Below are 22,724 nucleotides of genomic sequence, written 5' to 3'. Positions count from 1 at the left end.
CGACTCCGACTCCGATTCCGGCTCAGGCGCTGGCGCCGGTTCCGTGCCCGTCACCGCCGGCAGCCGCCCCAACGGCAGGGCGGCAGCGGTGGGTTCACGCGGCAGGCCGCGACTCCCGGCGGCCGGCCGCGGAGTGTCCGGTGAGGTGACGGGCGCGGGACGCACCGTCACGCATCCGGAGGCCATGACGAGCGCGGCAAGGGTCAGGGGCAGGGCCCGGCGCAGCTGCATCCGACCACCCTGCCGTACCGGCGGCGCGCGGACCGCGCCGATCACACGGTCGGGTGACGGTGCTCCCAGGACCCGGAACCCTGCGGAGACCGCTCCTGCACCCCCGTCCCGTGCGCCCGGCGTGCACCGGGCACACACGCTCCGTGGCGCCCGGCCGCCACGCGGGGCGACCGGGGCGGCCGGCACGGGCATCCGGAGCGGAACCGGACGATCGAACATACGATGGGCGGGAACCGGCGCGGGCGGCTCACCGCCCAGCCGGACCGGGACGCCCCTGGGAGACGCATGACACAGGCCGCCGAACCTGCGCGGACCGTCATCCTGACCGTGGACGACGATCCCGGGGTCTCCCGTGCCGTGGCCCGCGACCTGAGGCGTCACTACGGCGCCGGCTACCGGATCGTGCGTGCCGAGTCCGGCGAGTCCGCGCTGGAGGCGCTGCACGAGCTGAAACTGCGCGGCGACCTGGTGGCGGTCATCCTCGCCGACTACCGCATGCCGCGGATGAACGGCATCGAGTTCCTGGAACAGGCCCTGAGCGTGTATCCGGGCGCACGGCGCGTGCTGCTGACCGCCTACGCCGACACCCACGCGGCGATCGACGCGATCAACGTCGTCGACCTCGACCACTACCTGCTCAAGCCCTGGGATCCGCCCGAGGAGAAGCTCTACCCGGTCGTCGACGACCTGCTCACCGCCTGGCGCGCCGGCGACCACCGCCCGGTCCCCGCCACCAAGGTCGTCGGCCACCGCTGGTCGGCCCGATCCTCGCAGGTGCGGGACTTCCTGGCCCGCAACCAGGTGCCGTACCGCTGGTACTCCTGTGACGAGCCGGAGGGACGGCGGCTGCTGGAGGCGGCGGGGGCCGACGGACAGCGGCTGCCCCTGGTCGTCACCCCCGAGTGCACGGTGCTCATCGAGCCCGAGGCGGCCGATCTGGCCGCCCACGTGGGGCTCGCGACGACACCGGCCGCGGACTTCTACGACCTCGTCGTGATCGGCGGCGGCCCGGCCGGCTTGGGCGCGGCGGTGTACGGGGCCTCCGAGGGGCTGCGGACCCTGTTGGTCGAGCGGTCGGCGACCGGCGGCCAGGCCGGGCAGAGCTCCCGCATCGAGAACTACCTCGGCTTCCCCGACGGCGTGTCCGGGGCCCAGCTCACCGAACGCGCCCGCCGCCAGGCCGGCAGGTTCGGCGCCGAGATCCTCACCGCCCGGGAGGTCACGGGACTTGAGGCCAACGGTCCCGCGCGCGTCGTCCGCTTCTCCGACGGCTCGTCCGTCGCCGCGCACAGCGTGATCCTCGCGACCGGCGTCTCCTACCGGCAGCTGCCGGCACCGGGCTGCGACGAACTCACCGGCCGCGGCGTGTACTACGGCTCGTCGCTGACCGAGGCCGCCTCCTGCCAAGGACACGACGTGTACATCGTGGGCGGCGCCAACTCGGCCGGCCAGGCGGCGATGTACCTGTCCCGGGGCGCGAAGTCGGTGACACTGCTGGTGCGCGGGGAGTCGCTGACGGCGTCGATGTCGTACTACCTGATCCAGCAGATCGAGGGGGCGCCGAACATCTCGGTACGCACCCGGACCGTCGTCGGGGCCGCGCACGGCGAGGACCACCTGGAGCGGCTGGCGCTGTACGACACCGCCACCGGTGCGACGGAACTCGTCGACGCCCAGTGGATGTTCGTCTTCATCGGCGCGGCCCCGCTGACCGACTGGCTGGACGGCACGGTGCTGCGCGATGACCGCGGGTTCATCCTGGCCGGCCCCGACCTCACCCCCGACGGTCGGCCGCCCGCGGAGTGGCCGCTGGACCGGCCGCCCTACCACCTGGAGACCAACATTCCCGGCGTGTTCGTCGCCGGCGACGCGCGGGCCCGGTCCGCGAAACGCGTCGCTTCCGCGGTCGGAGAGGGAGCCATGGCCGTGATGCTCGCCCACCGCTACCTGGAGCAGTCATGAGCGGGCCGGACACGCACTGCGACCCGCGGGAGATCGCCTCGCTGTTCCTGTTCGAGAAGCTGACCCCGCAGCAGCTCGGGCAGTTGTGCTCCGAGGGCCGGGTGGAGCGTTTCGCCGCCGGCCCCGTGTACACCGAGGGCGACCCCGCGACCTGCTTCTACGTGATGATCGAGGGCACCGTCGTCCTCTCCCGCCGGGTGGGTGCCGACGACGTCGAGGTGAGCCGGACCTCGCAGCGCGGCGTGTATGCCGGAGCCATGCAGGCCTACCTGGGCGAACGGGTGCCCCAGACGTACACCAACTCGATGCGGGTCACCGAGCCGACCCGGTTCTTCGTACTGCCCGCGCAGGCGTTCTCGGACTTCATGCGGAAGTGGTTCCCGATGGCCGCGCACCTGCTGGAGGGGCTCTTCTTCGGCGCGAGAAACACCCAGCGGGCCATCGGGCAGCGGGAGCGGCTGCTGGCTCTCGGATCGTTGTCCGCCGGTCTCACCCACGAGCTCAACAACCCGGCCGCGGCAGCCGTGCGGGCCACCGCGACCCTGCGCGAACGCGTCGGCAAGATGCGCCACAAGCTCGCCGTCATCGCACAGGGCCACTACTCCCGCGAGGCGATCGCCGATCTCATCGACGTCCAGGAACGCACGGTGGAACGCGTCGCGAAGGCGGTCGCGCTCAGCCCGCTGGAGGCCTCCGACCGGGAGGACGAGCTCGCCGACTGGCTCGACGGCCACGGCATCGCGGAGGGCTGGCGGATCGCACCGACCTTCGTCCAGGCCGGACTGGACGCGGCCTGGCTCGACCAGGTCGCGGCGGCCGTGGACGAGGACATCCTGCCGGGAGCCATCGGCTGGCTCAACTACTCGGTCGAGACCGAGTTGCTGATGGACGAGATCGACGACTCCACCGCCCGCATCTCCCACCTCGTCGACGCCGCCAAACAGTACGCGCAGCTCGACCGGGCCCCCACCCGGGTGGTCGACGTCCACGAACTCCTCGACAGCACCCTGCTGATGCTGTCCGGCAAGATCGGCCCCCGGGTGCGGGTGGTCAAGGACTACGACCGCTCCCTGCCGGAGGTGCCCGCCTACCCGGCCGAGCTCAACCAGGTGTGGACCAACCTCATCGACAACGCCGTCTTCGCCATCGCCGGCACCGGCCGGGACGGCACCCTGACGGTCCGCACGGCACGCGAGGGGGACCGGCTGCTGGTGGAGTTCCGGGACACCGGCACCGGTGTCCCGGCCGACATCCGCGGCCGCATCTTCGACCCCTTCTTCACCACCAAGCCGGTCGGCGAGGGCACCGGTCTCGGCCTGGACATCTCCTGGCGCATCGTGGTCATCAAGCACCACGGCAGCCTCCAGGTCGAGTCCGTGCCCGGCGACACCCGCTTCCAGGTGCTGCTGCCGCTGACCGCACCGGACCCGGACCCGGACAACGCGCCCGGAACCGAGACAGCCCAGGAGCCCGCATGACCGCAATCAAGGGGATCGACCCGACTGTCCCGCCGACCGGCGCCGGCTGCACCGACTGCGACGCGGTGGGCGGCTGGTGGTTCCACCTGCGTCGCTGCGCCCAGTGCGGGCACGTCGGCTGCTGCGACTCCTCGCCCGCCCGGCACGCCACCGCCCACTGGAAGTCCACCGGACACCCGCTGGTGCAGAGCTTCGAGCCGGGCGAGGAGTGGTTCTGGGACTACGACGGCGACGAGATGTACGCGTCCGGGCCCGCGCTGGCCCCGCCGGGTGAACGCCCCGCGGACCAGCCGGCCCCAGGCCCGGCCGGCCGGGTGCCGCCGGACTGGACGCGGCGACTGCACCGCTGACCCGCCCGGCGCCGACCGCTACGGGCGGCCGTGGCGGCGCAGGGCGGCGGGCGTGGTGCCGTACCAGCGCTGGACGGCCCGGCGCAGGGCCCGGGCGTCGGCGTAGCCGCTGCGGGCGGCGATCGCGTCGATACCCAGGTCGGTGGTGTGGAGCAGCTGTGAGACGTGCTCCCGGCGTACGGCCTCGGCCTCGGCGCTCCACGTGGTGCCGTGTTCGTCGAGGCGGCGCTGAAGGGTGCGCGGGCTGACGGCCATACGCCGCGCGACGGTGGACAGGGTCGGAGTGCCCTCGGCCTGGACGGAGGTGAGCGCGCTGCGGAAGAGGTCCAGCCAGTCGCGCAGCGGGACGGCGGTGGCGAGGGTGTGGTCGGCGTGCCGGCGGAGTACGGCGGACAGCCCGGGTTGGGCGTGCGGTGCCGGGGCGGTCAGGTCGCCGGTGCGCAGGGTGATTGAGCTGATCGGCGCCCCGAACTCGATGCTGCGGGTGCCGTAGAGCTCGATGAGCGGCTCGTGCCGGCGGGGCGGCTCGGCGGCCAGGGACACGCGGAGGGGAACCAGGCGCCGCTGCGCGGCCGCGCTCAGCCGGCGCAGGTACAGGCCGAGGGCGCAGGCGCGGACGGCGCAGGCCGCCTCGTGGGCCAGATCGGCCCGGTTGAGGTGGTTGAGGGTGACCCTGCCGGCGTCCTCGGTGATCGCGAGCGTGTCCGTGCCGGTGTCGACGACGGCGGCGAGGTAGCGCGCGGCGTCCCGGATGCCTTCGAGCGGAGTGGGCGCGGAGGTGATCAGGTAGTCCCACACCCCGAGCGTCCCGATGTCCGCCTGCTGGGCCAGCAGCAGGGCCACTTCGGGCCAGGGGGCGTGGACGGTCGCCAGTTCCGCGATGCGGATGCTCGTGACGGCCGGGGGCCGGTACCGGTCGTCGTGGAGGTGCTCGGGCGCCATGCCCAAAAGGTGGGCGTACCCGGTGGGGGGTATCCCGAGCGTCCGCGCAGCACTGACGTTCAGGCGGGCGAGAGCGGAGGACGTTGTCCCCTGGTGAGCATGCGAGACCACAGGGGGTGAGCATAGACCAGCCCGAAATGCCAGCTCATCGCCGCGTTTTGGGTCCCGATGTCCGTCATTCGGCGCGCCGGGTCCCCCCGTGGCGCGTTCGGTCCCCTTGCTGACGTCCGCTGCCATGGGCCGGGTATCCCTCCACGCCCTAGCTTTGTGATCGTTCTCGCGGCGCCCGGCACCCGGAGGCGCACGGAGATCCCGTCCGGTTGGAGTCCCCCCACGGGGGTGGGGGGCTCGGACCCACGGATACGAGGGAGCCGACGTGCCGGCCCCGGCCCGGATCGATCCGGTCACCGGCCACCTCTGGTACGGACCCGAACAGCTCGACGCGTCCCGGTCTAGGCGCGGCCGCCCACCCGCGTGGCCAGCCGCAGGGCGTGTTCCACCGGGCCGCGGCGCAGCGGGCTGTCGGCCCAGATCCGCTGCCAGGCCCACGACAGGACGAGCGCCGCCCCGCTGAAGGCGATCCACGCCGACCAGGATGCGGCACCGTGGGCCGGGCCGGCCAGCACCAGCGCGTGGGCGACGTACGCGCTCAGCGCCATCGCCCCCAGTACCGCCAGCGGCCGCAGCAGCCGGGCGCCGACCGCGTGCCGCGCGGCCAGGGCGCACAGGCCGATGAGGGCGCAGCCGACCCCCGCGTTGCCGAGGGTTTCCAACGGGGTCTGGCTGTAGGGGTCGGCCAGCAGCAGCCAGTGCCAGGACGTGCTCGGCACGGCGCCGAACTGGCCGCCCAGCACCTCCCGCACCGGGTCCGCGGCGGCCGACGCCTCCGGATGATGGACGGCGATCGCCTCCAGCAGCCGCTGCCGAGTGCCGAACACACGGGTGGCCAGCCAGGCCGACCCGTACCCGGCGACCGCGGCCGCCGTCCCCCACAGCGCCATCCGCCGGGCCATCACGCGCTGGCGCACGTCGCACAGCCGGGCGAGGGCCATTCCGGCCAGGACGTACGGGAAGTACGTGGCCAGGGGGTACGCCCCGGTCAGCAGCAGCTCGCACACGGCCGTGCCCAGTCCGGGCCAGCTGGTCAGATCCGCGGCCTCGGGGACCAGGCCGCGCCCGGAGGACCCGTACCCGAAGAGCGGGCCCAGCGCGAACGACAGCAGCGGCCCCGCCACGACCGACGCGCCCGCCACCGCGGTCAGCACCGGGGTGGAGAGCCGGGTGAACGGCTCGGCCGCCAGGAAGTACACGGCGAAGAAGGCGAGGATGACCAGGATCCCCGGCCACAAGGAGGCCAGGAGCAGGCCGAGCAGGGCCAGGACGGCGCAGCGGATCAGCAGGGGCCGCCACCGCGACGCCCAGCCCTCGGGGCGCCGCGCCGGGTCCGTGCCGCGCTGCGCGAGGACCAGGGAGAAGCCCGCGAGGAGGGTGAAGAGCGCAGGCGCCCGCCCGTCGGCCGCGACGAGGAGGTAGCCGGCGCCCTCGGGCCTCGGGCCGGGACCCACATGCACGGCGAACATGCCGAGGACGGCGATGCCGCGCACCGCGTCCACGCCGGCCAGCCGGCCGGAGCCGCCGTCCGGCCCGCGCCCCTCCGCCCCGTTCCCGGCACTGGCTCCGATGCCCGTCCCGGGCCCGGTCCCTGCCGCTGTCCCCGCCACTGCCGTTCCCGCTCCGCCCCGAAGTTGGTCGGACCGGCGGTGTTCATGCCGCCAGTCCGCTCCGGCACCGTACCAACGACGGCGTAACCCGTTCATAAGGACGTACGGGGCGGCGCCGCGGTCGCCCGGCTACGGCCCGGCGCCCGGCGTAACCCGCGGGCCGTGCCCGCTGTTGCACAGGCGACGGGTCCAACCAGGTGAACGGAGTCCCGATGCCGCAGCTGACCGACCACAGCGCGACCGACGAGCGTGAGTGCGCCGCGGGGACCTGGATGACCCCGGAGGACTACGGCGCCTCGCGCGCCGCGCTCTGGACCGCGGCCGTCGTCCTGGTGACCGACACCGACGGCCGGATCCTCGTACAGAGCGTGGACTACCGCTCCGACCGGCTGCTCCCCGGCGGGGCGGTCGACGCGGGTGAGGCGCCGTCCGCCGCGGCCGCCCGGGAGCTGCGCGAGGAGCTCGGCGTCGACGGCCGCTACCCGCGCGGCCTGGCCGTCGACTGGATCCCCGCCGACACCCCCGGCTTCCCGCCGGAGATGCGCTTCCCCGGCGAGGTCCTGCACATCTACGACGGCGGGACCTGGACACCGGAGCGGATCGAAGCCGTCCGCCTCCCGGCGCAGGAGATCACCGGCATCCACTTCGCCGAGCCCGCCGACCTGCCGGCCCTGATGGACCCCGGCGACGCCCGCCGCGCCCTGTCCGCCCTGCGCGCCCGCATCAACGGATGCGGCGCCGCGCTGCTGGAGGACGGCCGCCCCACCGCGCCGACCGCCCTCGACCGGCTCGGTGTGCTCAGCACCCGGCGGATCCCGCAGCACGGTGGCTGGCACCGCGGGCCGGTCCCCGCCGAACTGCCGGTACGGGACCTCTCCGCCTGGCTGTTCGCCCCCGACGGCAGGGTGCTGCTCCTGATCGCCCGGGGCACCGGCACGGCCCACCTCCCGCCCCCGAACACCCCGGCCGCCACGGGCTCGGCCCCGCTCGGCTACCGGTACGGCGAGGAGGGCGCCCATGCCCGCGTTGCGGCCCGCCTCACCGGCCTCCCGCCGGCCGCGGACCCGGCGTACGCCCGGCTGCTCGCCACTCCCGAACAGGTCCGCGAGCTCAGCGACTGGGGCCCGGCCGGTACGGACGAGCTCACCGCGGTCCACGAGGCCCGGGCCCGGCTGGGCCTCCCCGCCCCCGCCCGCACCCCGCTGGTGGAGGTCCCCGAGGAGGGCGTGCGCTGGTGACCCGGGGCGGGGCCGCCCGCCGTCGCCGTGACCGGGAAATCCGCCGTCCGCGGACCACGGTCCCGCAGCATGGGGCCATGAGCGACGACAGCGCGATCACCTACACCCTCTACGTCCAGGCCGATCCGTCCAGGGTCTGGCAGGCCCTCACCGACCCGGCCCTCACCCGCCGGTACTGGGGCCTGAGCTTCGAGACCGACTGGGCGGTGGGGTCGGCGATGGACTGGGTCGAGCGGGGGGCCCGCACCAGCGACCCCGGACAACTGGTCCTCGGCTGCGTCCCGGACCGCTTGCTGTCCTACACCTGGCACACCTTCAGTCCGCAGTGGGCGGCCGCCGTCGGGATCGGCGAGGAGCTGCGGTCGGAGCTGGCGAAGGAGCCCCGTACGAAGGTGACGTACGAGATCGAGCCGGTCGGCGACACCCTCGCCCGGCTGACGATCCGCCACGAGGGATTCGAGCCGGGCGGCACCCTGATGGGCATGTGCCGCCAGGCCTGGCCGATGCTCGCGTCGAGCCTCAAGACCCTGCTGGAGACCGGGGCGGCGCTCCCCGGCCCCGGCCCCGGCCCGGGGCAGGGGCAGGTCTGAGGCGCACCGCTCCTCCGCCCCTCCCGAACGCTGCTCGACGCCTCGGCCGAAAGGCTCCGCCCGCCGCCGGCGGCACGGTCCCGGTGCCGCGCTGGTCGGTGCCCCGCGTACCACCACCGCTCCGCCGCCCGGCGGCCCGCCGCGGGAACGCCGGGGAGCCGGCGCACAGGGCGGGATCCCGTCAACCGGTGCTCCGAGAGCGCCGGAAGGCACCCTGGCCACCGGCCGAGCGCGGTGATCGTGTGGAATGGATGCCATGCGGACAGGCAAGGAACAGCGGCGAGCCGACACCGGTACGCCGGCGGGCGTGCCCGCCATACCGGCGGGCACGGGCCCGGCCGGGACCGACACGGGTGCCGGCCCGACGGCGCGCGCCGGCCAGGGAGCCTCCCGATGAGCCTGCCCGGCCCCGACACGCCTCCCGAGCACTGGCGCTACGCCCGCCACCTGGAGTCCCTGGCGGCGGTGCCGTGCGGCGATGCCCAGGCCGAGGCCGAGGTGGTGAGCGCGGTACTGGGCGACCCCGACCGCGTGATGGCCGAGAGCGCGGTGGTCACCCACCTCGACCGCCGGGCCGCGGCCCTGCTCGCCGACGATAGGTACACCGTCTGGGCGCGGGCCATGTCCGGGGTTCTCGCCGGCCGGGTCTTCCCCGAGCGCAGGCTGCGGGAGTGGAGCCTGCTCACGGCGGTCACCCGTGGCGAGCCCTGGTCCGCGGCCGATCTGACCGGCGCCTCCGACTGGTGCCAGCGCACCGCGGTTCGGCTGCTCACCTGTCACGAGGCGTTGGAGCTGCTGGCCGCCGGGGCCCGCACCCGGCGGGTCCGCAATGCTGCCGCCGAGCGTCTTCGCCGGCGCACCGTCCCCTCGTCGCGGTGACCGTCGTGGCCCGGCGGCCCGGGCCCTGACGCCGAAGCCCTGACCGACCCGAGGCGTCCGGCACCACCCTGCGCCGGGCGCCGTCCGCTGCGGAACGCATCCGACCGCGCTGACCGAGCTGACCGCGCTGACCGGGCGCGTGCCCTCAGATGCCGCGGCGCACCCGGGCGGCACGGCGCGCCTCGGCCTGCTGACGGGCCTCCAACGTCTTGCGGGATTCCTTGCCCTTGCCGGGCCGACCCGGCCGCGTGCCGATGCCGCGGAATCCGAGCTCCGTACCCGACGGCCGGCCCTTGGCATCGGTCGGCGCCGAGCCGGCCAGCGGCTTTCCGGACGGGGCCTTCGCGCCGGTGATCCGGCTGAGCGCGGCCTCACCGGAGCGCACCTGCGTGATCGTCGGCCGGATCCGGGCGTCGGACAGCAGCCGCACCATGTCCCGGCGCTGGTTGGGGGTGACGAGGGTGACGACCCGGCCGGACTCCCCGGCCCTGGCGGTCCGGCCGCCGCGGTGCAGGTAGTCCTTGTGGTCGGCGGGCGGATCGACGTTGACGACGAGGTCGAGGTCGTCGATGTGGATGCCGCGCGCTGCGACGTTCGTCGCGACCAGTACGGTGACCGCTCCGGACTTGAACTGGGCCAGGGTGCGGGTGCGCTGCGGCTGCGACTTGCCGCTGTGCAGGCCCTCCGCCCGTACGCCCATCGCCCGCAGGTGCTTCACGAACTGGTCGACGCCGTGCTTGGTGTCGAGGAACATCAGCACCCGGTTGTCGCGGGCCGCGATCTCCGTCGCCGCCGAGATCTTGTCGGCGGCGTGGATGTGCAGGACGTGGTGGTCCATCGTCGTCACCGCGCCCGCCTGCGGGTCGACGGACGACGAGACCGGGTCCTTGAGGTAGCGGCGCACCAGCTGGTCGACATTGCGGTCCAGGGTCGCGGAGAAGAGCATCCGCTGGCCCGCGTGGTGCACCTGGTCCAGGATTTCCGTGACCTGCGGCATGAAGCCCATGTCGCACATCTGGTCGGCCTCGTCGAGCACGGTGATCCGCACCCGCTCCAGGTGCACGTCGCGCCGCCCGACCAGGTCGCTGAGCCGTCCGGGGGTGGCCACGACGACCTCCGCTCCGGCTCGCAGGGCGCTCACCTGCCGGCCGATCGACAGTCCGCCGACCACCGTGGCCATCCATCCGCAGCCGCAGGGCCGCCGCGTAGGGCTGGAGTGCCTCGGTCACCTGCTGGGCCAGCTCGCGCGTCGGTACGAGGACCAGCGCCAGCGGGCGCTTGGGATCGGCCTGCCGTCCCGCCGTGCGCGCCAGTAGGGCCAGGCCGAATGCCAGGGTCTTGCCGGAGCCGGTCCGCCCGCGCCCGAGGACGTCGCGCCCGGCGAGGGCGTTCGGGAGGGTCGCTGCCTGGATCGGGAACGGCTGGGTGACCGACAGGGAGGTCATGGTCTCCACCAGCTCCACGGGCAGGTCGAGCTCGGAGAACGACTCCACCGGCGGCAGCGCCGGCGACTTCGGCTCGGGCATCGCGAACTCGCCCTGTGGCCCGATGTTCCGGGGGGCCTTGGTACCGGTTCGGGAACCGGCCTTGGCGCCACCCTTCACACCGAAGCGGCCATGAGCTGACGGGTTCCTCATGCAGGACCTTTCGAGGCGGGGGGAGAAGAAGGAAAGGAGGTGGTCAACCGCCCATGGTACCAGCGGGGGGCCGGGCCGCTGGGGCGTCCGGCCGCCCCTCCGAGCCGCCCCGGCCGCGCGGGCGGGGCAGCTCGGGACCGGAGGGCCGTGACATCGCGGCCCGCGCGGGGTGCACCGGCGGTCCTGGCTGCCGGGGGTGGGGCGCCCGATCCCGTGCGGGGCGGGCCGGGTCCCCCGTATCGCGGACAAGGCGACCACACGTGCGAACGTGCGACGCGCCCCGGTTGGCCGCGTCCGGCGTGTGCCGCGGGGGGCGGTTGGGCAGGATTGAGGCGGCCGCGTGTGCGGCCCGCAGTGGACCGTTGTGAAGGATCAGCAAGATGGCAACAGGTGTCGTGAAGTGGTTCAACTCGGAGAAGGGGTTCGGCTTCATCCAGCAGGACGACGGCGGTCCTGACGTGTTCGTGCACTTCTCGGCGATCCAGACCCAGGGGTTCAAGTCGCTGGACGAGAACGCGCAGGTCGAATACACCGTCACGCAGGGTCCGAAGGGCCCCCAGGCGGAGAACGTGGTCCCCCTCTAGCCACCGCCACGAGCTGTGCCGTGAACGAGGCCCCGCCGGTCCGCCGGCGGGGCCTTCCGCGTCCTGGGCCCTATGGTCCGGCCGGTACCGCCCGGTGCAGGGCCAGGAGCAGCAGCCACAGGTGATCCGCCAGGGCGGCCGGATCCGCCGGGATCTCCTCGTGCAGCCAGTCCGCGAGGATCCCGGTGAAGGCCGCGGCGACCGCGGAGGCGACGAGCTCGGGCTGGGGTGCACCCACCGCGACGCGCTCGTCGCGGGCGCGAGCGCGCAGCTCCCGGTGCAGGCGGTCGCCGAGGGGGCCGCCGCCGCCCGGAAGGAGCAGCGTGCGGTAGAGCTGCGCCCGGCCGGCCGCTCCCGTCAGGAAATCGGCCAGCGCGGCCGGGGGCCGTGCCGGGGGGAGCGCGCCGGGGCCGGTCTGCCAGGCGTGTAGGGCGTCGACGGCCGCGTGGACGACGTCCGCGCACGCGTCGACGGCGAGCGCGGTGAGGTCCTCGTAGTGCAGGTAGAAGGTGGCCCGCCCGACGCCGGCCCCGCGGACCACCGCCGAGACGCTGACCTCCGACAGGGGCCGCCCGGCGCATGCGGCCAGCAGGCTGTCCCGCAGCCGGCCCTTCGTCCGGGCCGTCCGCGGATCCTCCGGACTCACGCGGCCAGCAGTGCGGCGCCGAGCGCGAGGGCGCCCGGTAGGGCCTGGACGAAGAGGATCCTGCGGTGGGCGGTCGCCGCCCCGAACACGCCGGCCACGATCACGCAGACGAGGAAGAACACCTGTGTGGCCAGCGAGTCGGTGACCAGCCCCCAGACCAGGCCGGCGGCGAGGAAGCCGTTGTAGAGGCCCTGGTTGGCGGCGAGCGGCGCGGTCAGTTGGGCGGTGTCCGCGTCGAAGCCGTGCAGTGACCGCCCCGGTGGACGCTGCCACAGGAACATCTCCAGGACCAGGAAGTACGCGTGCAGCGCGGCCACGAGGCCGATCAGGATCCAAGCGACCGTCTGCATGGCCGCCTCCAGTTCTGGGGGGGACGAGGTGGGCAACTTCCTGGACAACTGTACAGGAAGTCGTGGTGCTGTCAGGGGGAAACGCGACCGGGTGGGGTCCCCCGCCCGGCACGCCCCCTTCCGTGAGCCGTCCGGCCTCGGAGAGCCGGTTCGTACGGTCCGCCCGGATCCGGCACCCCACGCCGCGACCCGGCGGGCGTCCGTCGGCCTGTGCGCCACCCGGGTGGAGCACACGCCGGTCCCGGAACGGAGGAGCCGTCGCCCTCTGCTCCCGGAGCGTGTTGCGAAAGTCCCGCCCGCCCCGGGGCGCCCGGCACGCCCGCCCCAGCCGTGCCCTGCGGTGCACCGTCCCCGCCGAGAGCGGAGCGCGGCCGGCGGTCAGAGGTGGGCGTCGAGGAAGGCCCGGAACTCCTCCAGGTCCATCGGGCCCGGCCGGCTCGCCACCACCTCGCCGTTCGCGATGAGCACGGCCGTCGGCGCTCCCGTCACGCCGTAGCGCTTGGTCGGCCCCGGGCAGCGGGTGATGTCGGTGCGCACGGCGGTGAACCGCGTCCCGTACTCCCGAACCAGCCGGGCGACGACCGTGTCCATCGCACGGCAGGCCTCCACCGCCTTCGGCCAGGTGCCGCAGAAATAGGCGAGGACGGGCCCCGTCGTCATCGACAGGACGAAGTCGAACTCCTCGTCCTCCTGTGGCCGGTGCACCCCGTGTGCCATGCGTGTCGCTCCTCGCTCGTGCGCCCCTCCGCCGGGAGCGCGGCCCCCATCATCGCCGCCGGTCGGGCGGACGGCCGCCGGGCCGTTGTCAGTGCCTCCTGTGAAGCTGATCGACATGGACGACAGGATGCTCCGGCGCCGGGTCTACGGCGCCGACCACGAGGACCCCGACCCCGGCCCGCGCCCCGGCCGCGCCTACGGCGAGCTGGTCGGCGGGCCGCTCGACGGCCTCCTCCTGGACATCACGGGCTGGAGCGCGCCCCAGCTGGACGAAGAAGCCCGCCTCCCCACCGAGATAGGGCGGTACGGGGCGGGCGGGCGCGCCCACTACCGCCGCCGCGCAGGAGATCCGGGCCACTGGGACTGGACCGGCGACAGCCGCTGACCCGCCACCGGTCTGCGGCCGCCCCCGCCGCCCCGGACGCCGGGTGGCGGCCTCCCGGTGGCTGCCGCGGAAAATTCCTCGAAGGATCTTCCGAGAGCTGTCGATCCGGGCGCCTCCCGTTCGACGTAAGGGTGAGAGGCGGGGAAGGGCCCCGCCGCCACGACCGAGGAGCCACCATGCCGCGCTTCCTGACGATGATCCGCATCGACGAGAAGGACCTTCCCCCGGGCGAGTTCCCGCCCGAGTTCGAGCAGCGGATGGGCGCCCTGCTGGAGGAGATCACCAAGGCCGGGGTCCTGCTCGACACCGCCGGACTGCTGCCCACATCCGAGGGCACCCGCCTCAGCTGGTCCGGCGGGAAGATCAGCTACACGGACGGCCCGTTCACCGAGACCAAGGAGGTCGTCGGCGGCTACTCCCTCAGCCAGTGCAAGGACAAGGCCGAGGCGATCGAGTGGACCCGGCGCTTCCTGGAGATCCACCCGGCGGACTGGAACGTCAGTGCCGAGGTCCGGGAGATCCAGGAGATGTGATCCGGGAGGGGCGATCGCGCCCGCTCGTGCCGCATTTGCCCTGCCTCGTCACGGCTGCTCTGATGGGTGGCCGTGACGGCAGTGGATGCGGCCCGGGCGGTCGAAACGGTGTTCAGGATCGAGTCGGCGCGGATCATCGCCGGTGTCACTCGCATCGTGCGGGACGTCGGCATCGCCGAGGAGATCGCACAGGACGCCCTCGTCACCGCACTGGAGCAATGGCCGGAGTCGGGTGTCCCGGAGCGTCCGGGCGCCTGGCTCATGGCGACCGCCAAGCGCCGTGCGATCGACCTGGTCCGCCGCAAGGAGACCTACGCGCGCAAACTCGCCGAGGTCGGCCGCACCCTGCAGGACGAGCCGCCGCCCGCCGAACCGGCACCCGGCGACATCGACGACGACCTGCTGCGCCTGATCTTCACCGCCTGCCACCCCGTCCTCGCCACCGAGGCCCGCATCGCCCTCACCCTCCGCCTGGTCGGCGGACTGACGACCCAGGAGATCGCCCGCGCCTTCCTCGCCGCGGAGAGCACCGTCGCCCAGCGCATCGTGCGCGCCAAACGGACCCTGGCCAAGGCCGCCGTACCCTTCGAAGTCCCCTATGGCGCCGACCGCCAGGCACGACTCTCCTCGGTCCTGGAGGTCATCTACCTGGTTTTCAACGAGGGCTATGCGGCCACCTCCGGCGACGACCTCGTGCGGCCCGCCCTCTGCGAGGACGCCCTGCGCCTGGCCCGCGTCCTGACAGCCCTCATGCCCCAGGAGGGCGAGGCGCACGGCCTCGCCGCGCTGCTGGAGTTCCAGGCGTCCCGCATCTCCACCCGCACCGGCCCCGACGGCGAACCGGTGCTGCTCGCCGACCAGAACCGGGCCCGGTGGAACCGCCTGCTCATCGCCAGGGGCGCCCGGGCGATGGGCCGCGCCGGCAGCGGCCCGTACTCCCTCCAGGCCGCGATCGCCGGCTGCCACGCGGCGGCCGTCCGCTACGAGGACACCGACTGGGCCAGGATCGCCGTCCTCTACGGACGCCTGGTCCAGTTGACCCCGTCACCGGTCGTGGAACTCAACCGGGCCGTGGCGGTCTCGATGGCCGACGGACCGGCGGTCGCCCTGCCACTCGTCGACGCCCTGACCCGAGAACCGGCCCTGAACTCCTACCACTTGCTGCCGAGCGTCCGGGGCGACCTGCTGGAGCGCCTCGGACGGCCGGGGGAGGCGCGGGCCGAGTTCGAACGCGCGGCCTCGCTGACCCGCAACGAGCGGGAACGCGCCCTGCTCCTGCGGCGCGCCGCCCGCCTCTGATCCGCGTCCCGGGCGGGCCGGGCTCAGCCGCGGCGCGCGAAGGCGGCCACGTCCAGCGGGGTCTTCCGTACCGGCCGGCGCTGCGCGGTCAGGGCGACGGGCCGGCGGAAACCACCGGTGCGGGCGACCTCCTGGACCGTCAGGCGCAGCGCCTCCTGGAAGTCGCGCATGGTCCGCCGGGCCGCCGGGGTGTCGACGTAGATGGAGTTCATGTGCAGCCCGTCCGTGTCGCGCTGGAACCACGAGCACGCGCCGTTGGCCCGCGCCGACCACACATGGGTGGTCGGCCGCCAGTCGTCGTGCCGCTCGGCGCCAGGGCACTTGCGCATGTCGATGTACGAGAAGAAGTTCACCGGGTACGGCCAGGAGCGGGCGGCGAACTCCTCGGGCGCCAGCAGCTCCCACGCCCGCACGAACGGAACGTCGAGATGGGTCATCATCTCGCCGAAACCGGCCCGGACGGAGGCCATCACTTGGGTGAAGTCCCGGCCGGGCGAGGCATCGAACTCGATGGGAAGCGTGTTGACGAACCAGCCCACCGAGTTCGTCCAGGTGCTCCGGCCGCGCTCGCTGACCGGCATGAAGCCCCGGTAGACGCCCGGCCCGCCGGCTTCGCGCAGACACACGGCCACCGAGCCGAGAACGCCCATGAACGGCTTGCCGCCGACGGCCAGGCAGGTCTTCTCGAAGACCTCCGCCTCACCGGCGTCCAGCAGCATCGACGCCTCGTTGACGATGGGGTACATCCGGCCCCGCTCCACGCCGAGGTCGAGGGGAAAGCGCGGGAAGAACTCGCCTTCGGGCCCCATGAAGGACTTCCAGTAGTCCAGACGGCCGTCGCGGGCGTCGATGGACAGGTAGCGGCGGCGCTGCTCCTCGGCGAAGTCGAGATAGCTGGGCGCGGGCGGCAGTGCGACGGCCTCGCCCCGGCACAGACCCTCGTAGGCGGTGAGCACCTCGCGGGCGACGATGGGCATCGACATGCCGTCGCAGACGATGTGGTCGAAGGCCAGGTAGACGGTCGCCGAGTCCTCGCGGACCACCGCACCCATGATGAACAGAGGCCAGGACAGGGTGTCGATGCTCCGCTTGAACCGTTCCACGAGGAAGCCGCTCAGAGCCCCGGCGTCCTCGAAGGTGCCCACCGTGGTGGCGTCCAGGCTGAGCGTATCGGGGGCGTAGGGCTCGCAGGCCACCTCGCCGGCCAGCCGCCGGAACGCACAGCGCAGGACCTCGTGCCGCTGGACGAAGGAGAGCAGCGCCCGGGCCAGGGCCCGTTCGTCCAGCGGCCCGGTCACCTCGAAGGTGACCGCGACCCAGGACGCGACGGGGTCGTCGGCGGCCCGGCTCTCCTCGGCGACGGTGAAGTGCTTGTCCTGGTTGAAGGACGCCTTCCGGCTCGCCGGATCACCCGGACCGTCAGCCTCCGCCACGGTGGACCTGAGCTGCCACTCGACCACCCTGCCGGGTGCCACGTGGTGCGTCTCCAGAGGAAATTGCCGCATACCGTCATCCCTTCGCCCCCGAGTCAACCCCCAGGCCCCTAACGACCCCCGGCCCGGGGAGGTGACGGAATCACCCGTGCGGGGCGGGCGGCCGGGTGGCGGAGGCGGTCCGCCGGCGCAGTGCGGCCTCGAAGAGCGTTCCGCCCTCGATCCCCCCGCCCGACGGTCCGTCGGGACGCCGCCCGCGGCCCCGAACCTCCTCTATCAGGGCCCGGACGGCGAGCGCGCCCCGGCGCACAGCCGGGCCGGACACCTGCGAAGGGGCCGTCACGGCACCCGTCGCGCCATCACGGCCGGCGGCAGCGCGGGGTTGGCGGCCGCGGCCTCCACCACCGCCGGGTCCGGATCGTCGAGCAGTCCGACCACGACCGCTGCCGGGAGCGCCGGATGGGCGGCGGCGCGGACCCGCCACTTCCTGTCGGCCAGGCAGGGCAGCAGCGCGTCGGCCGTCGCGTTGGGGTGCGAGGCGATCTCCCGCAACGCCCCCCGTACCGGCGGATCGTGGCGGGCCAGCTCCGCCAGCAGGTCCGCGGGCGCATCCGGGTTGGCCGCGACCCGCGCGATGACCTGTGCGCCGTGCAGCGACACCATGGCCCGCAGCCGCTCCGGTGACAGCCCCGGATGCGGGGCCACGGCCTTGGCCACCGAGGCGTCCGGATCGGCGGCGAGCCGGTCGCGCAACTCCGGCGGCAGATCGTGCCGGTGCGCCACGAGCATCCGTACGCGCCCCTGTGTCGAACCGGCCGCCTCCGCGAGCTCCTCCGGGGTCGCGGCACAGATCCGTGGCAGCGGATGCGGACCCAGGCGGGTGGTGCCGGTCAGCTGGGCCAGCACGTCGAGCGGAACCCCGGGGTGTCGCGCCACTGATTGCCGTACGTCGTCGTAGGCGTCGGTGGCCAGCATCCGGCTCGCCTCCGCACCGGTACCCGGGTTCCGTGCGACCGCGGCCCGTACCCGGGGCACGGGGTCACCGGCGAGGTGGGCGTATGCCTCCGCCGAGAGGCCGGGATGCTCGGCGACGGCCCACCGCAGCAGCACCGAGGAATGCTCGGCGAAGGTCGCCACGGCCTCCGGGGGAGCAGCCGGATTGGACAGGACCCGTTGCCAGGTGCCATGGACGGTCGAGCCGTGCGTCCCGTCACATGTGGCGTCGGCCGGCAGCTCGCAGGCGGCGTCGGGGCAGTGGGGATCGTGCGTGAAGGGGATCTCCCTGCTGTCGCACACCGAGCAGGAGCGGGCGGGCGGCAGACCGTCTCCGGTGAGCAGCGCTGCCAGCGCGGCGGGTGACACGGCCTCGTTGGCGGCCACCGCCCGCCGGACCTCGGCGTGCGGGTGCCGCGCCAGGCGGTCCGCGACCGGTGTGGGCCTCGTCCACAGGGCGAGTTCGGCGGCCACTTCCGGGTCCGGGTCGCAGGCCAGTGCGTTTTCGACGTCCGCGGGCAGCCCGGGGCAGGCGGCGAGCCGCCCCCGCAGGGAGGGGTCGGGATCCACGGCGAACCGACGGGCCCACGCGGGGAGCCCGCAGCCCTCGTCGAGGAGGGCGAGGGCCGCGAGCGGCCAGACGGCCGGGTCGACGTCGGCGGCCTTCAGATGTCCCGCACGTGCCAGCAGCGCGGCTGTGTCCTCGTCGAGTGCGGCCAGGGACGCGACCTGTACGGGGCCGAGGTCGATGCGCTCGGACAGGCGCTGGACCAGCCAGTCGGCGAGATGCCCGGCGGAGCCCGACGGCACGGGCACCGCCACGGCAAGAGCGACCAGCCGGTCGACCAGCGGCGACGGCAGCGCGGGGTTGGCGGCGAGGCCGCACAGGAGGGGGTTCAGGGACGGGCTCCGGTCCGTGCGGCGGCGGTGGTGGTGTCGGTTGCCGCCGCCGCGAGGGCATCGGCCAGAGCTTCGGCGCCGGCGCTCGCCGGGCGCCGACGGGGCAGGACCAGGCCGATGTGCCGGGCGGGACGAGGGGGTTCGACGCGCACCGTGACCGCGTCCGCGGCGCCGGCCAGCGCGACCTGCGGGACGAGGCAGACCCCGACGCCCGCCGCGACCAGCGTCTGGGCGAAGAAGTAGTCGGTGGTGGACGCCCCCACGCGCAGCTCGAATCCGGCGAGTTCCGCGTAGCGGCGCAGGAATGCCTCCGTCTTGAGACAGCCCAGCACCCACCGGTCGCCGGACAGCTCACCGAGGTCCGCCGAGTCCCGCCCGGCCAGGCGGTGGCCGGGCGGCAGGACCAACCACAGCGGATCCTCCATCAGCGGCCGCCAGCCGAGGCCCGGACGCGTGCCCGGCTGCACCGGCGGCGGCCCGTCGAAGTGATAGGCCAGCGCGAGATCGGCCGCACCGCAGCGCACCATCGGCACGGCGTCCTCCGGCTCGCTCTCCAGTACCGTCAGCTCCACTTCCGGATGCGCCTGCACGAATCGGGAGAGCGCTGACGGCAGCAGGCGCCGGCCCCCGCTGCCGAAGGTGGCGACGGTCAGCCGCGGCCGATCCTGCGCCAGCCGGTCGATCGCCCGGCGCACCTGGTCCAGTTCGGCGGAGATCGTCTCCGCCGCCTCCACCAGCAGCCGCCCGGGCTCCGTCAGCGTGACACCGCGCGTGCTGCGCACCGCCACCGGGTGGCCAAGGGTGCGCTCCAGCGCCGCGACGTGCTGGGAGACGGCCGACGGGGTCAGCAGCAGGGCCCCGGCCGCCTTGTTGAAGCTGCCGTGCTCGGCCACCGCCCGCAGGACGCGCAACCGCTGCACATCGATCATCAGTTTTCCTTACGACCGGTTCAGTCGATGGTCGGTTCCGCTGGGGACGATACAACGCGAGAGTCGGAGCCATGAAGCAGATTCTTGTCATCGGCGGTAGCCGATACTTCGGAAAGTCACTGGTCACGCGCCTGCGCGACGAGGGCAACACGGTCACGGTCCTCAACCGGGGCTCCAGCGCCCCGCCCCCGGGAGTCTCCCGGCTCCTCGCCGACCGCGACGACGAGGACGCGCTGCGCGCGGCCCTGGCCCGGCGCGACTTCGACGTGGTCGTCGACCAGGTCTGCTACACGCCGTTCCAGGCCGCCGTCGCCCGCCGGGTGTTCGCCGGGAGGGCCGGGCGCTACGTGATGACCTCGACGATGGAGGTCTACGACCCGGCCACGCTCCCCACCGGCTCCGCGCCGCACACCGTGCCCGTCGCCGAGGACCACCTGGACCCCACACGCCCGCCGCACGCGCTGCCGGAGCGGTCGAGCCGCCCCATGCCGTCCGAAGCCCACGCCTACGCGGAGGGCAAACGGTCGGCCGAGGCCGTCTTCCTGCGCGAACCGCCCTTCCCGTACGTCAGCGTCCGGACCGCGCACGTTCTCGGCGGAGGCCGGGCGGAGTTCACCGGGCGCCTCGCCCACTATGTGCAGCGGATCGGCGCCGGCACCCCGGTGGACGTCCACGCGACCCCGTACGGCACCTCCTTCATCCACCACCTGGAGATGGCCGCCTTCCTCCACTGGACGGTGCGGCAGACCTTCACCGGGCCCGTCAACGCAGCCTCGCACGGCGCCCCGGACGTCCTCGGGCTCTGCGCGGCGGTCGCCGAACGACTCGGACGACGGCCCAGGTACCGGGTGGTCGCCGCCGGTGAGGAGGCCTCACCCTTCTCCTTCGACCGTGCCTACGCCATGGACAATGGTCGGGCCGCGGCCCTGGGGTTCGCCTTCGGCCGGGTCGCCGACTGGCTGCCCGGCGCGGTGGAGGAGACCGCACGCGCCACCGCCTGACGAGGCTGCTCGCCCGCCCGCGCTCCCTGCCCGGTCAGGACGCCGGCAGGCCGAGGACCTCCAGGATGCCCTCCGCGTACGCGGCCGTCCCGGAGCCCGCGGCGGCGGCCAGCTCTCGGCGGAAACCCTCCGCACCGGTGCGGATGAAGGCGGCGACCTGACCGTGCAGCCCCGCCTCGTGGGTGCCGCCGTCGTCCATGGTGCACAGCAGGGCCAGCAGGGCCCACAGCAGCGCCTCGCGGGTCGCCCGGCGGGGCGGATACGCCGACCACACCGCCATCAGTACGGCGCACACCGCCGGGGCGGGCGGCTTCAGACGCTGGGCGAAGAAGACGTGGCCCTCCAGCGCATGGAACGCGGCGGGGTGACCCTCGGCGGCGTCGCGCACGGCGTCCACCAGGTGGCCGGCGGACCGGCCGCAACCGCATTCGATGCCCTCCCAATCGTGCCGGGCGATCTCCGCCATCACGGAGTCCGGGACCATCGGGCTGCGCGGTAGCGCGTTCAGGCGCCGCAGCGCATGCGACTGCTTCTCACTCCCCCTCATGCGCCACAGTATGAGCCAGGCCGCATCGAGCGGCGAGAGGGGGTGGAACCGGATCACCCGACCGGCCGTCCCCAACCCCGTGTCGATGAAACGAAGGATTCTGATCCTGCTGTTCGCGCTGTTCACGACCCAGGCGGGCGCGCTGATCGACCCCGCCTACGCCTGTGGCTGCGGGGCGATGATCCCCGACGGCCGGTCCCGCATCGGGGTCGAGCGGGAGACCTCCGTCGTGCACTGGGACGGCCGGACGGAGCAGATCGTGATGCGCTTCACCGTCGGAGGGAACGCACAGCGGGCCGCATGGATCATGCCGGTGCCCGGACGCGCCACGGTGGAACTGGGCGATGGGGAGGTGTTCGACACGCTGCGCGATCTGACCCGGCCCGAGCACCGGACCCGGCGCTACTTCTGGCCGCGCGACGGCGACTGGCCTTTCGCACGCACGACGAGCGACGGCGCGGGAGCCCCGGCGCCGGGCGCCGCGCCGCCCGTGGGCGTGGTCGGCCGGGAACAGCTCGGCGACTTCGACGTGGCCCGGCTCACCGCCACCGACCCCGCCGCCCTGAAGAACTGGCTGGAGAACAACGGCTTCCAACTCCCCGACCGCCTCACCACCGAGGTCACGCCGTACGTCGACCAGCACTGGGAGTACGTGGCGATACGCCTCGCCCCGCGCGGCGGACCGGACCGGGTGCTCCGCGGCGACCTCGACCCGCTGAGGATCCGCTTCGACAGCGGCCGACCGGTCTACCCGATGCGTCTTTCCCGCATGGCCAAGACACCCCAGTCGCTCAGCCTGTACGTGCTGGCCGACCACCGCATGGAGCCCGTCGCCAGCATCGGAGGCGACGCACCCAAGGTGACCTTCGCGGGCACCGTCGAGCCGGAGGCCGGCCCGCTGACGGCCCTCACCGACGGAAAACCGATGTTCCTGACGGCGATCGAGCAGGAGTTCCCTGAGCCGGGCCGCATCGACGCCGACCACGAACTGCGCGCGACACCGAAGGACACCCCCTACCGCCGGGTCGTCCACCACGACGAACTGCTGACGGTGGGGAGCGGCATCCCGGTGTGGCTCCTGACGGTCGCCGCGGCGGCCGCGGCGCTCGCGGCCACGGTCCACGCACGGATCCGCGGCCGACGGCGTCGGCCCGCCGCCGCGCTCACCGACCGATAGCGCGGCGGGACGCCCCCCGGCCCGCCGCCGAACCGGGTGCCGCTTCCCGGCTGTACACGCCTCGGTGCATCGCCATCAGCGGGAGGCGTGCTCCGGGGGCGGGCGGTCCGGGGCCGGAGTCCGTCCGGCGGGCGTCCCGTCGCCAGGGGCGTGCAGTGGTGGGGCGGAGCCGCGGGCTGCTGCGCCCCACCGGTTCCGGGGG

21 protein-coding genes and 1 pseudogene are annotated in these 22,724 nt (G+C 73.9%); 12 read left to right on the top strand and 10 right to left on the bottom strand.

Features of this window, described 5'->3' with window-relative positions; all coding sequences use genetic code 11:
* Positions 1-516 precede the first annotated feature (516 nt).
* The 3 genes from R4Z63_RS01935 to R4Z63_RS01925 are packed head-to-tail and all read left to right on the top strand — an operon-like array spanning position 517 to position 4,021.
* Positions 517-2,193 (top strand): NAD(P)/FAD-dependent oxidoreductase, encoded by a 1,677-nt coding sequence (locus tag R4Z63_RS01935; RefSeq protein WP_037922886.1) that lies wholly within the window; start codon positions 517-519, stop codon positions 2,191-2,193.
* Positions 2,190-3,671: an ATP-binding protein gene (locus R4Z63_RS01930; protein ID WP_384444674.1), complete on the top strand. Its 1,482-nt coding sequence runs from the start codon at positions 2,190-2,192 to the stop codon at positions 3,669-3,671. Before R4Z63_RS01935 ends, R4Z63_RS01930 begins: the two co-directional genes overlap by 4 nt.
* Entirely contained in the window at positions 3,668-4,021 is a 354-nt protein-coding gene (locus tag R4Z63_RS01925; RefSeq protein ID WP_037922050.1) for a UBP-type zinc finger domain-containing protein, read from the top strand. The genes R4Z63_RS01930 and R4Z63_RS01925 overlap by 4 nt, the downstream gene beginning before the upstream one ends.
* A gap of 18 nt (positions 4,022-4,039) precedes the next feature.
* Here R4Z63_RS01925 and R4Z63_RS01920 read toward each other — a convergent pair whose 3' ends face one another.
* Together R4Z63_RS01920 and R4Z63_RS01915 are read right to left on the bottom strand one after the other, a co-directional pair.
* The gene (locus R4Z63_RS01920; protein ID WP_384444672.1) at positions 4,040-4,963 is read right to left on the bottom strand and encodes a helix-turn-helix domain-containing protein; all 924 of its coding nucleotides are present in this window, start codon (positions 4,961-4,963) and stop codon (positions 4,040-4,042) included.
* Between the two features lie 452 nt (positions 4,964-5,415).
* Positions 5,416-6,684, bottom strand: a complete 1,269-nt coding sequence (locus R4Z63_RS01915) for a DUF418 domain-containing protein (protein ID WP_491522510.1) — start codon at positions 6,682-6,684, stop codon at positions 5,416-5,418.
* Between the two features lie 212 nt (positions 6,685-6,896).
* On the opposite strand from R4Z63_RS01915, the gene R4Z63_RS01910 reads away from it, so the two are divergent.
* From R4Z63_RS01910 to R4Z63_RS01900, 3 genes are all read left to right on the top strand, one after another.
* The gene (locus tag R4Z63_RS01910; RefSeq protein ID WP_384444668.1) at positions 6,897-7,922 is read left to right on the top strand and encodes an NUDIX domain-containing protein; all 1,026 of its coding nucleotides are present in this window, start codon (positions 6,897-6,899) and stop codon (positions 7,920-7,922) included.
* Positions 7,923-7,999: 77 nt separating this feature from the next.
* A complete protein-coding gene (locus R4Z63_RS01905; protein WP_384444666.1) occupies positions 8,000-8,512 on the top strand; it encodes an SRPBCC domain-containing protein in 513 nt (170 codons plus the stop codon).
* A gap of 393 nt (positions 8,513-8,905) precedes the next feature.
* A complete protein-coding gene (locus R4Z63_RS01900) occupies positions 8,906-9,391 on the top strand; it encodes a hypothetical protein (RefSeq protein ID WP_384444664.1) in 486 nt (161 codons plus the stop codon).
* A gap of 145 nt (positions 9,392-9,536) precedes the next feature.
* Here the strand turns inward: R4Z63_RS01900 and R4Z63_RS01895 are convergent.
* A pseudogene (locus R4Z63_RS01895) lies at positions 9,537-10,917 on the bottom strand (DEAD/DEAH box helicase).
* A gap of 491 nt (positions 10,918-11,408) precedes the next feature.
* On the opposite strand from R4Z63_RS01895, the gene R4Z63_RS01890 reads away from it, so the two are divergent.
* Entirely contained in the window at positions 11,409-11,612 is a 204-nt protein-coding gene (locus R4Z63_RS01890; RefSeq protein WP_037922057.1) for a cold-shock protein, read from the top strand.
* A gap of 70 nt (positions 11,613-11,682) precedes the next feature.
* On the opposite strand, the gene R4Z63_RS01885 is transcribed toward R4Z63_RS01890, so the two are convergent.
* From R4Z63_RS01885 to R4Z63_RS01875, 3 genes are all read right to left on the bottom strand, one after another.
* On the bottom strand, positions 11,683-12,258 hold the full coding sequence (locus R4Z63_RS01885) for a TetR/AcrR family transcriptional regulator (RefSeq protein WP_037922072.1): 576 nt from the start codon (positions 12,256-12,258) through the stop codon (positions 11,683-11,685).
* On the bottom strand, positions 12,255-12,608 hold the full coding sequence (locus R4Z63_RS01880) for a DUF1304 domain-containing protein (RefSeq protein WP_384444659.1): 354 nt from the start codon (positions 12,606-12,608) through the stop codon (positions 12,255-12,257). The genes R4Z63_RS01885 and R4Z63_RS01880 overlap by 4 nt, the downstream gene beginning before the upstream one ends.
* A 378-nt stretch (positions 12,609-12,986) precedes the next feature.
* Entirely contained in the window at positions 12,987-13,325 is a 339-nt protein-coding gene (locus R4Z63_RS01875) for a thioredoxin family protein (RefSeq protein ID WP_037922082.1), read from the bottom strand.
* Positions 13,326-13,440: 115 nt separating this feature from the next.
* Between R4Z63_RS01875 and R4Z63_RS01870 the strand changes: the two genes are divergently transcribed.
* The 3 genes from R4Z63_RS01870 to R4Z63_RS01860 all read left to right on the top strand — a co-directional run bounded on the left by R4Z63_RS01870 (position 13,441) and on the right by R4Z63_RS01860 (position 15,542).
* On the top strand, positions 13,441-13,710 hold the full coding sequence (locus tag R4Z63_RS01870) for a hypothetical protein (RefSeq protein WP_037922898.1): 270 nt from the start codon (positions 13,441-13,443) through the stop codon (positions 13,708-13,710).
* 176 nt (positions 13,711-13,886) lie between these two features.
* Entirely contained in the window at positions 13,887-14,243 is a 357-nt protein-coding gene (locus R4Z63_RS01865; protein ID WP_037922085.1) for a YciI family protein, read from the top strand.
* 81 nt (positions 14,244-14,324) lie between these two features.
* Positions 14,325-15,542 (top strand): RNA polymerase sigma factor, encoded by a 1,218-nt coding sequence (locus R4Z63_RS01860; RefSeq protein ID WP_384445008.1) that lies wholly within the window; start codon positions 14,325-14,327, stop codon positions 15,540-15,542.
* Positions 15,543-15,565: 23 nt separating this feature from the next.
* Here R4Z63_RS01860 and R4Z63_RS01855 read toward each other — a convergent pair whose 3' ends face one another.
* The 3 genes from R4Z63_RS01855 to R4Z63_RS01845 form a co-directional block, all read right to left on the bottom strand.
* On the bottom strand, positions 15,566-17,047 hold the full coding sequence (locus tag R4Z63_RS01855) for a condensation domain-containing protein (protein ID WP_384444656.1): 1,482 nt from the start codon (positions 17,045-17,047) through the stop codon (positions 15,566-15,568).
* Positions 17,048-17,314: 267 nt separating this feature from the next.
* Positions 17,315-18,790, bottom strand: a complete 1,476-nt coding sequence (locus tag R4Z63_RS01850) for a hypothetical protein (RefSeq protein WP_384444654.1) — start codon at positions 18,788-18,790, stop codon at positions 17,315-17,317.
* A 74-nt stretch (positions 18,791-18,864) separates the two neighbouring features.
* Positions 18,865-19,797, bottom strand: coding sequence for a LysR family transcriptional regulator (locus R4Z63_RS01845; RefSeq protein WP_384444652.1), 933 nt, complete (start codon positions 19,795-19,797; stop codon positions 18,865-18,867).
* 71 nt (positions 19,798-19,868) lie between these two features.
* On the opposite strand from R4Z63_RS01845, the gene R4Z63_RS01840 reads away from it, so the two are divergent.
* Positions 19,869-20,798 carry an NAD-dependent epimerase/dehydratase family protein gene (locus R4Z63_RS01840; RefSeq protein ID WP_384444650.1) on the top strand — a complete coding sequence of 310 codons (930 nt, stop codon included), beginning with the start codon at positions 19,869-19,871 and terminating at the stop codon, positions 20,796-20,798.
* Between the two features lie 34 nt (positions 20,799-20,832).
* Here R4Z63_RS01840 and R4Z63_RS01835 read toward each other — a convergent pair whose 3' ends face one another.
* Positions 20,833-21,345, bottom strand: coding sequence for a hypothetical protein (locus tag R4Z63_RS01835; protein ID WP_384444648.1), 513 nt, complete (start codon positions 21,343-21,345; stop codon positions 20,833-20,835).
* 85 nt (positions 21,346-21,430) lie between these two features.
* Here R4Z63_RS01835 and R4Z63_RS01830 point away from each other — a divergent pair, with 85 nt between their 5' ends.
* A complete protein-coding gene (locus tag R4Z63_RS01830; RefSeq protein WP_384444646.1) occupies positions 21,431-22,522 on the top strand; it encodes a DUF2330 domain-containing protein in 1,092 nt (363 codons plus the stop codon).
* The last annotated feature ends 202 nt before the right edge of the window (positions 22,523-22,724 follow it).

It is taken from the genome of Streptomyces sp. PL-29 (genome assembly GCF_058344425.1).
Note: the sequence above shows the minus strand (reverse complement) of the source record. Positions and strands in the feature narration are given on the sequence as shown.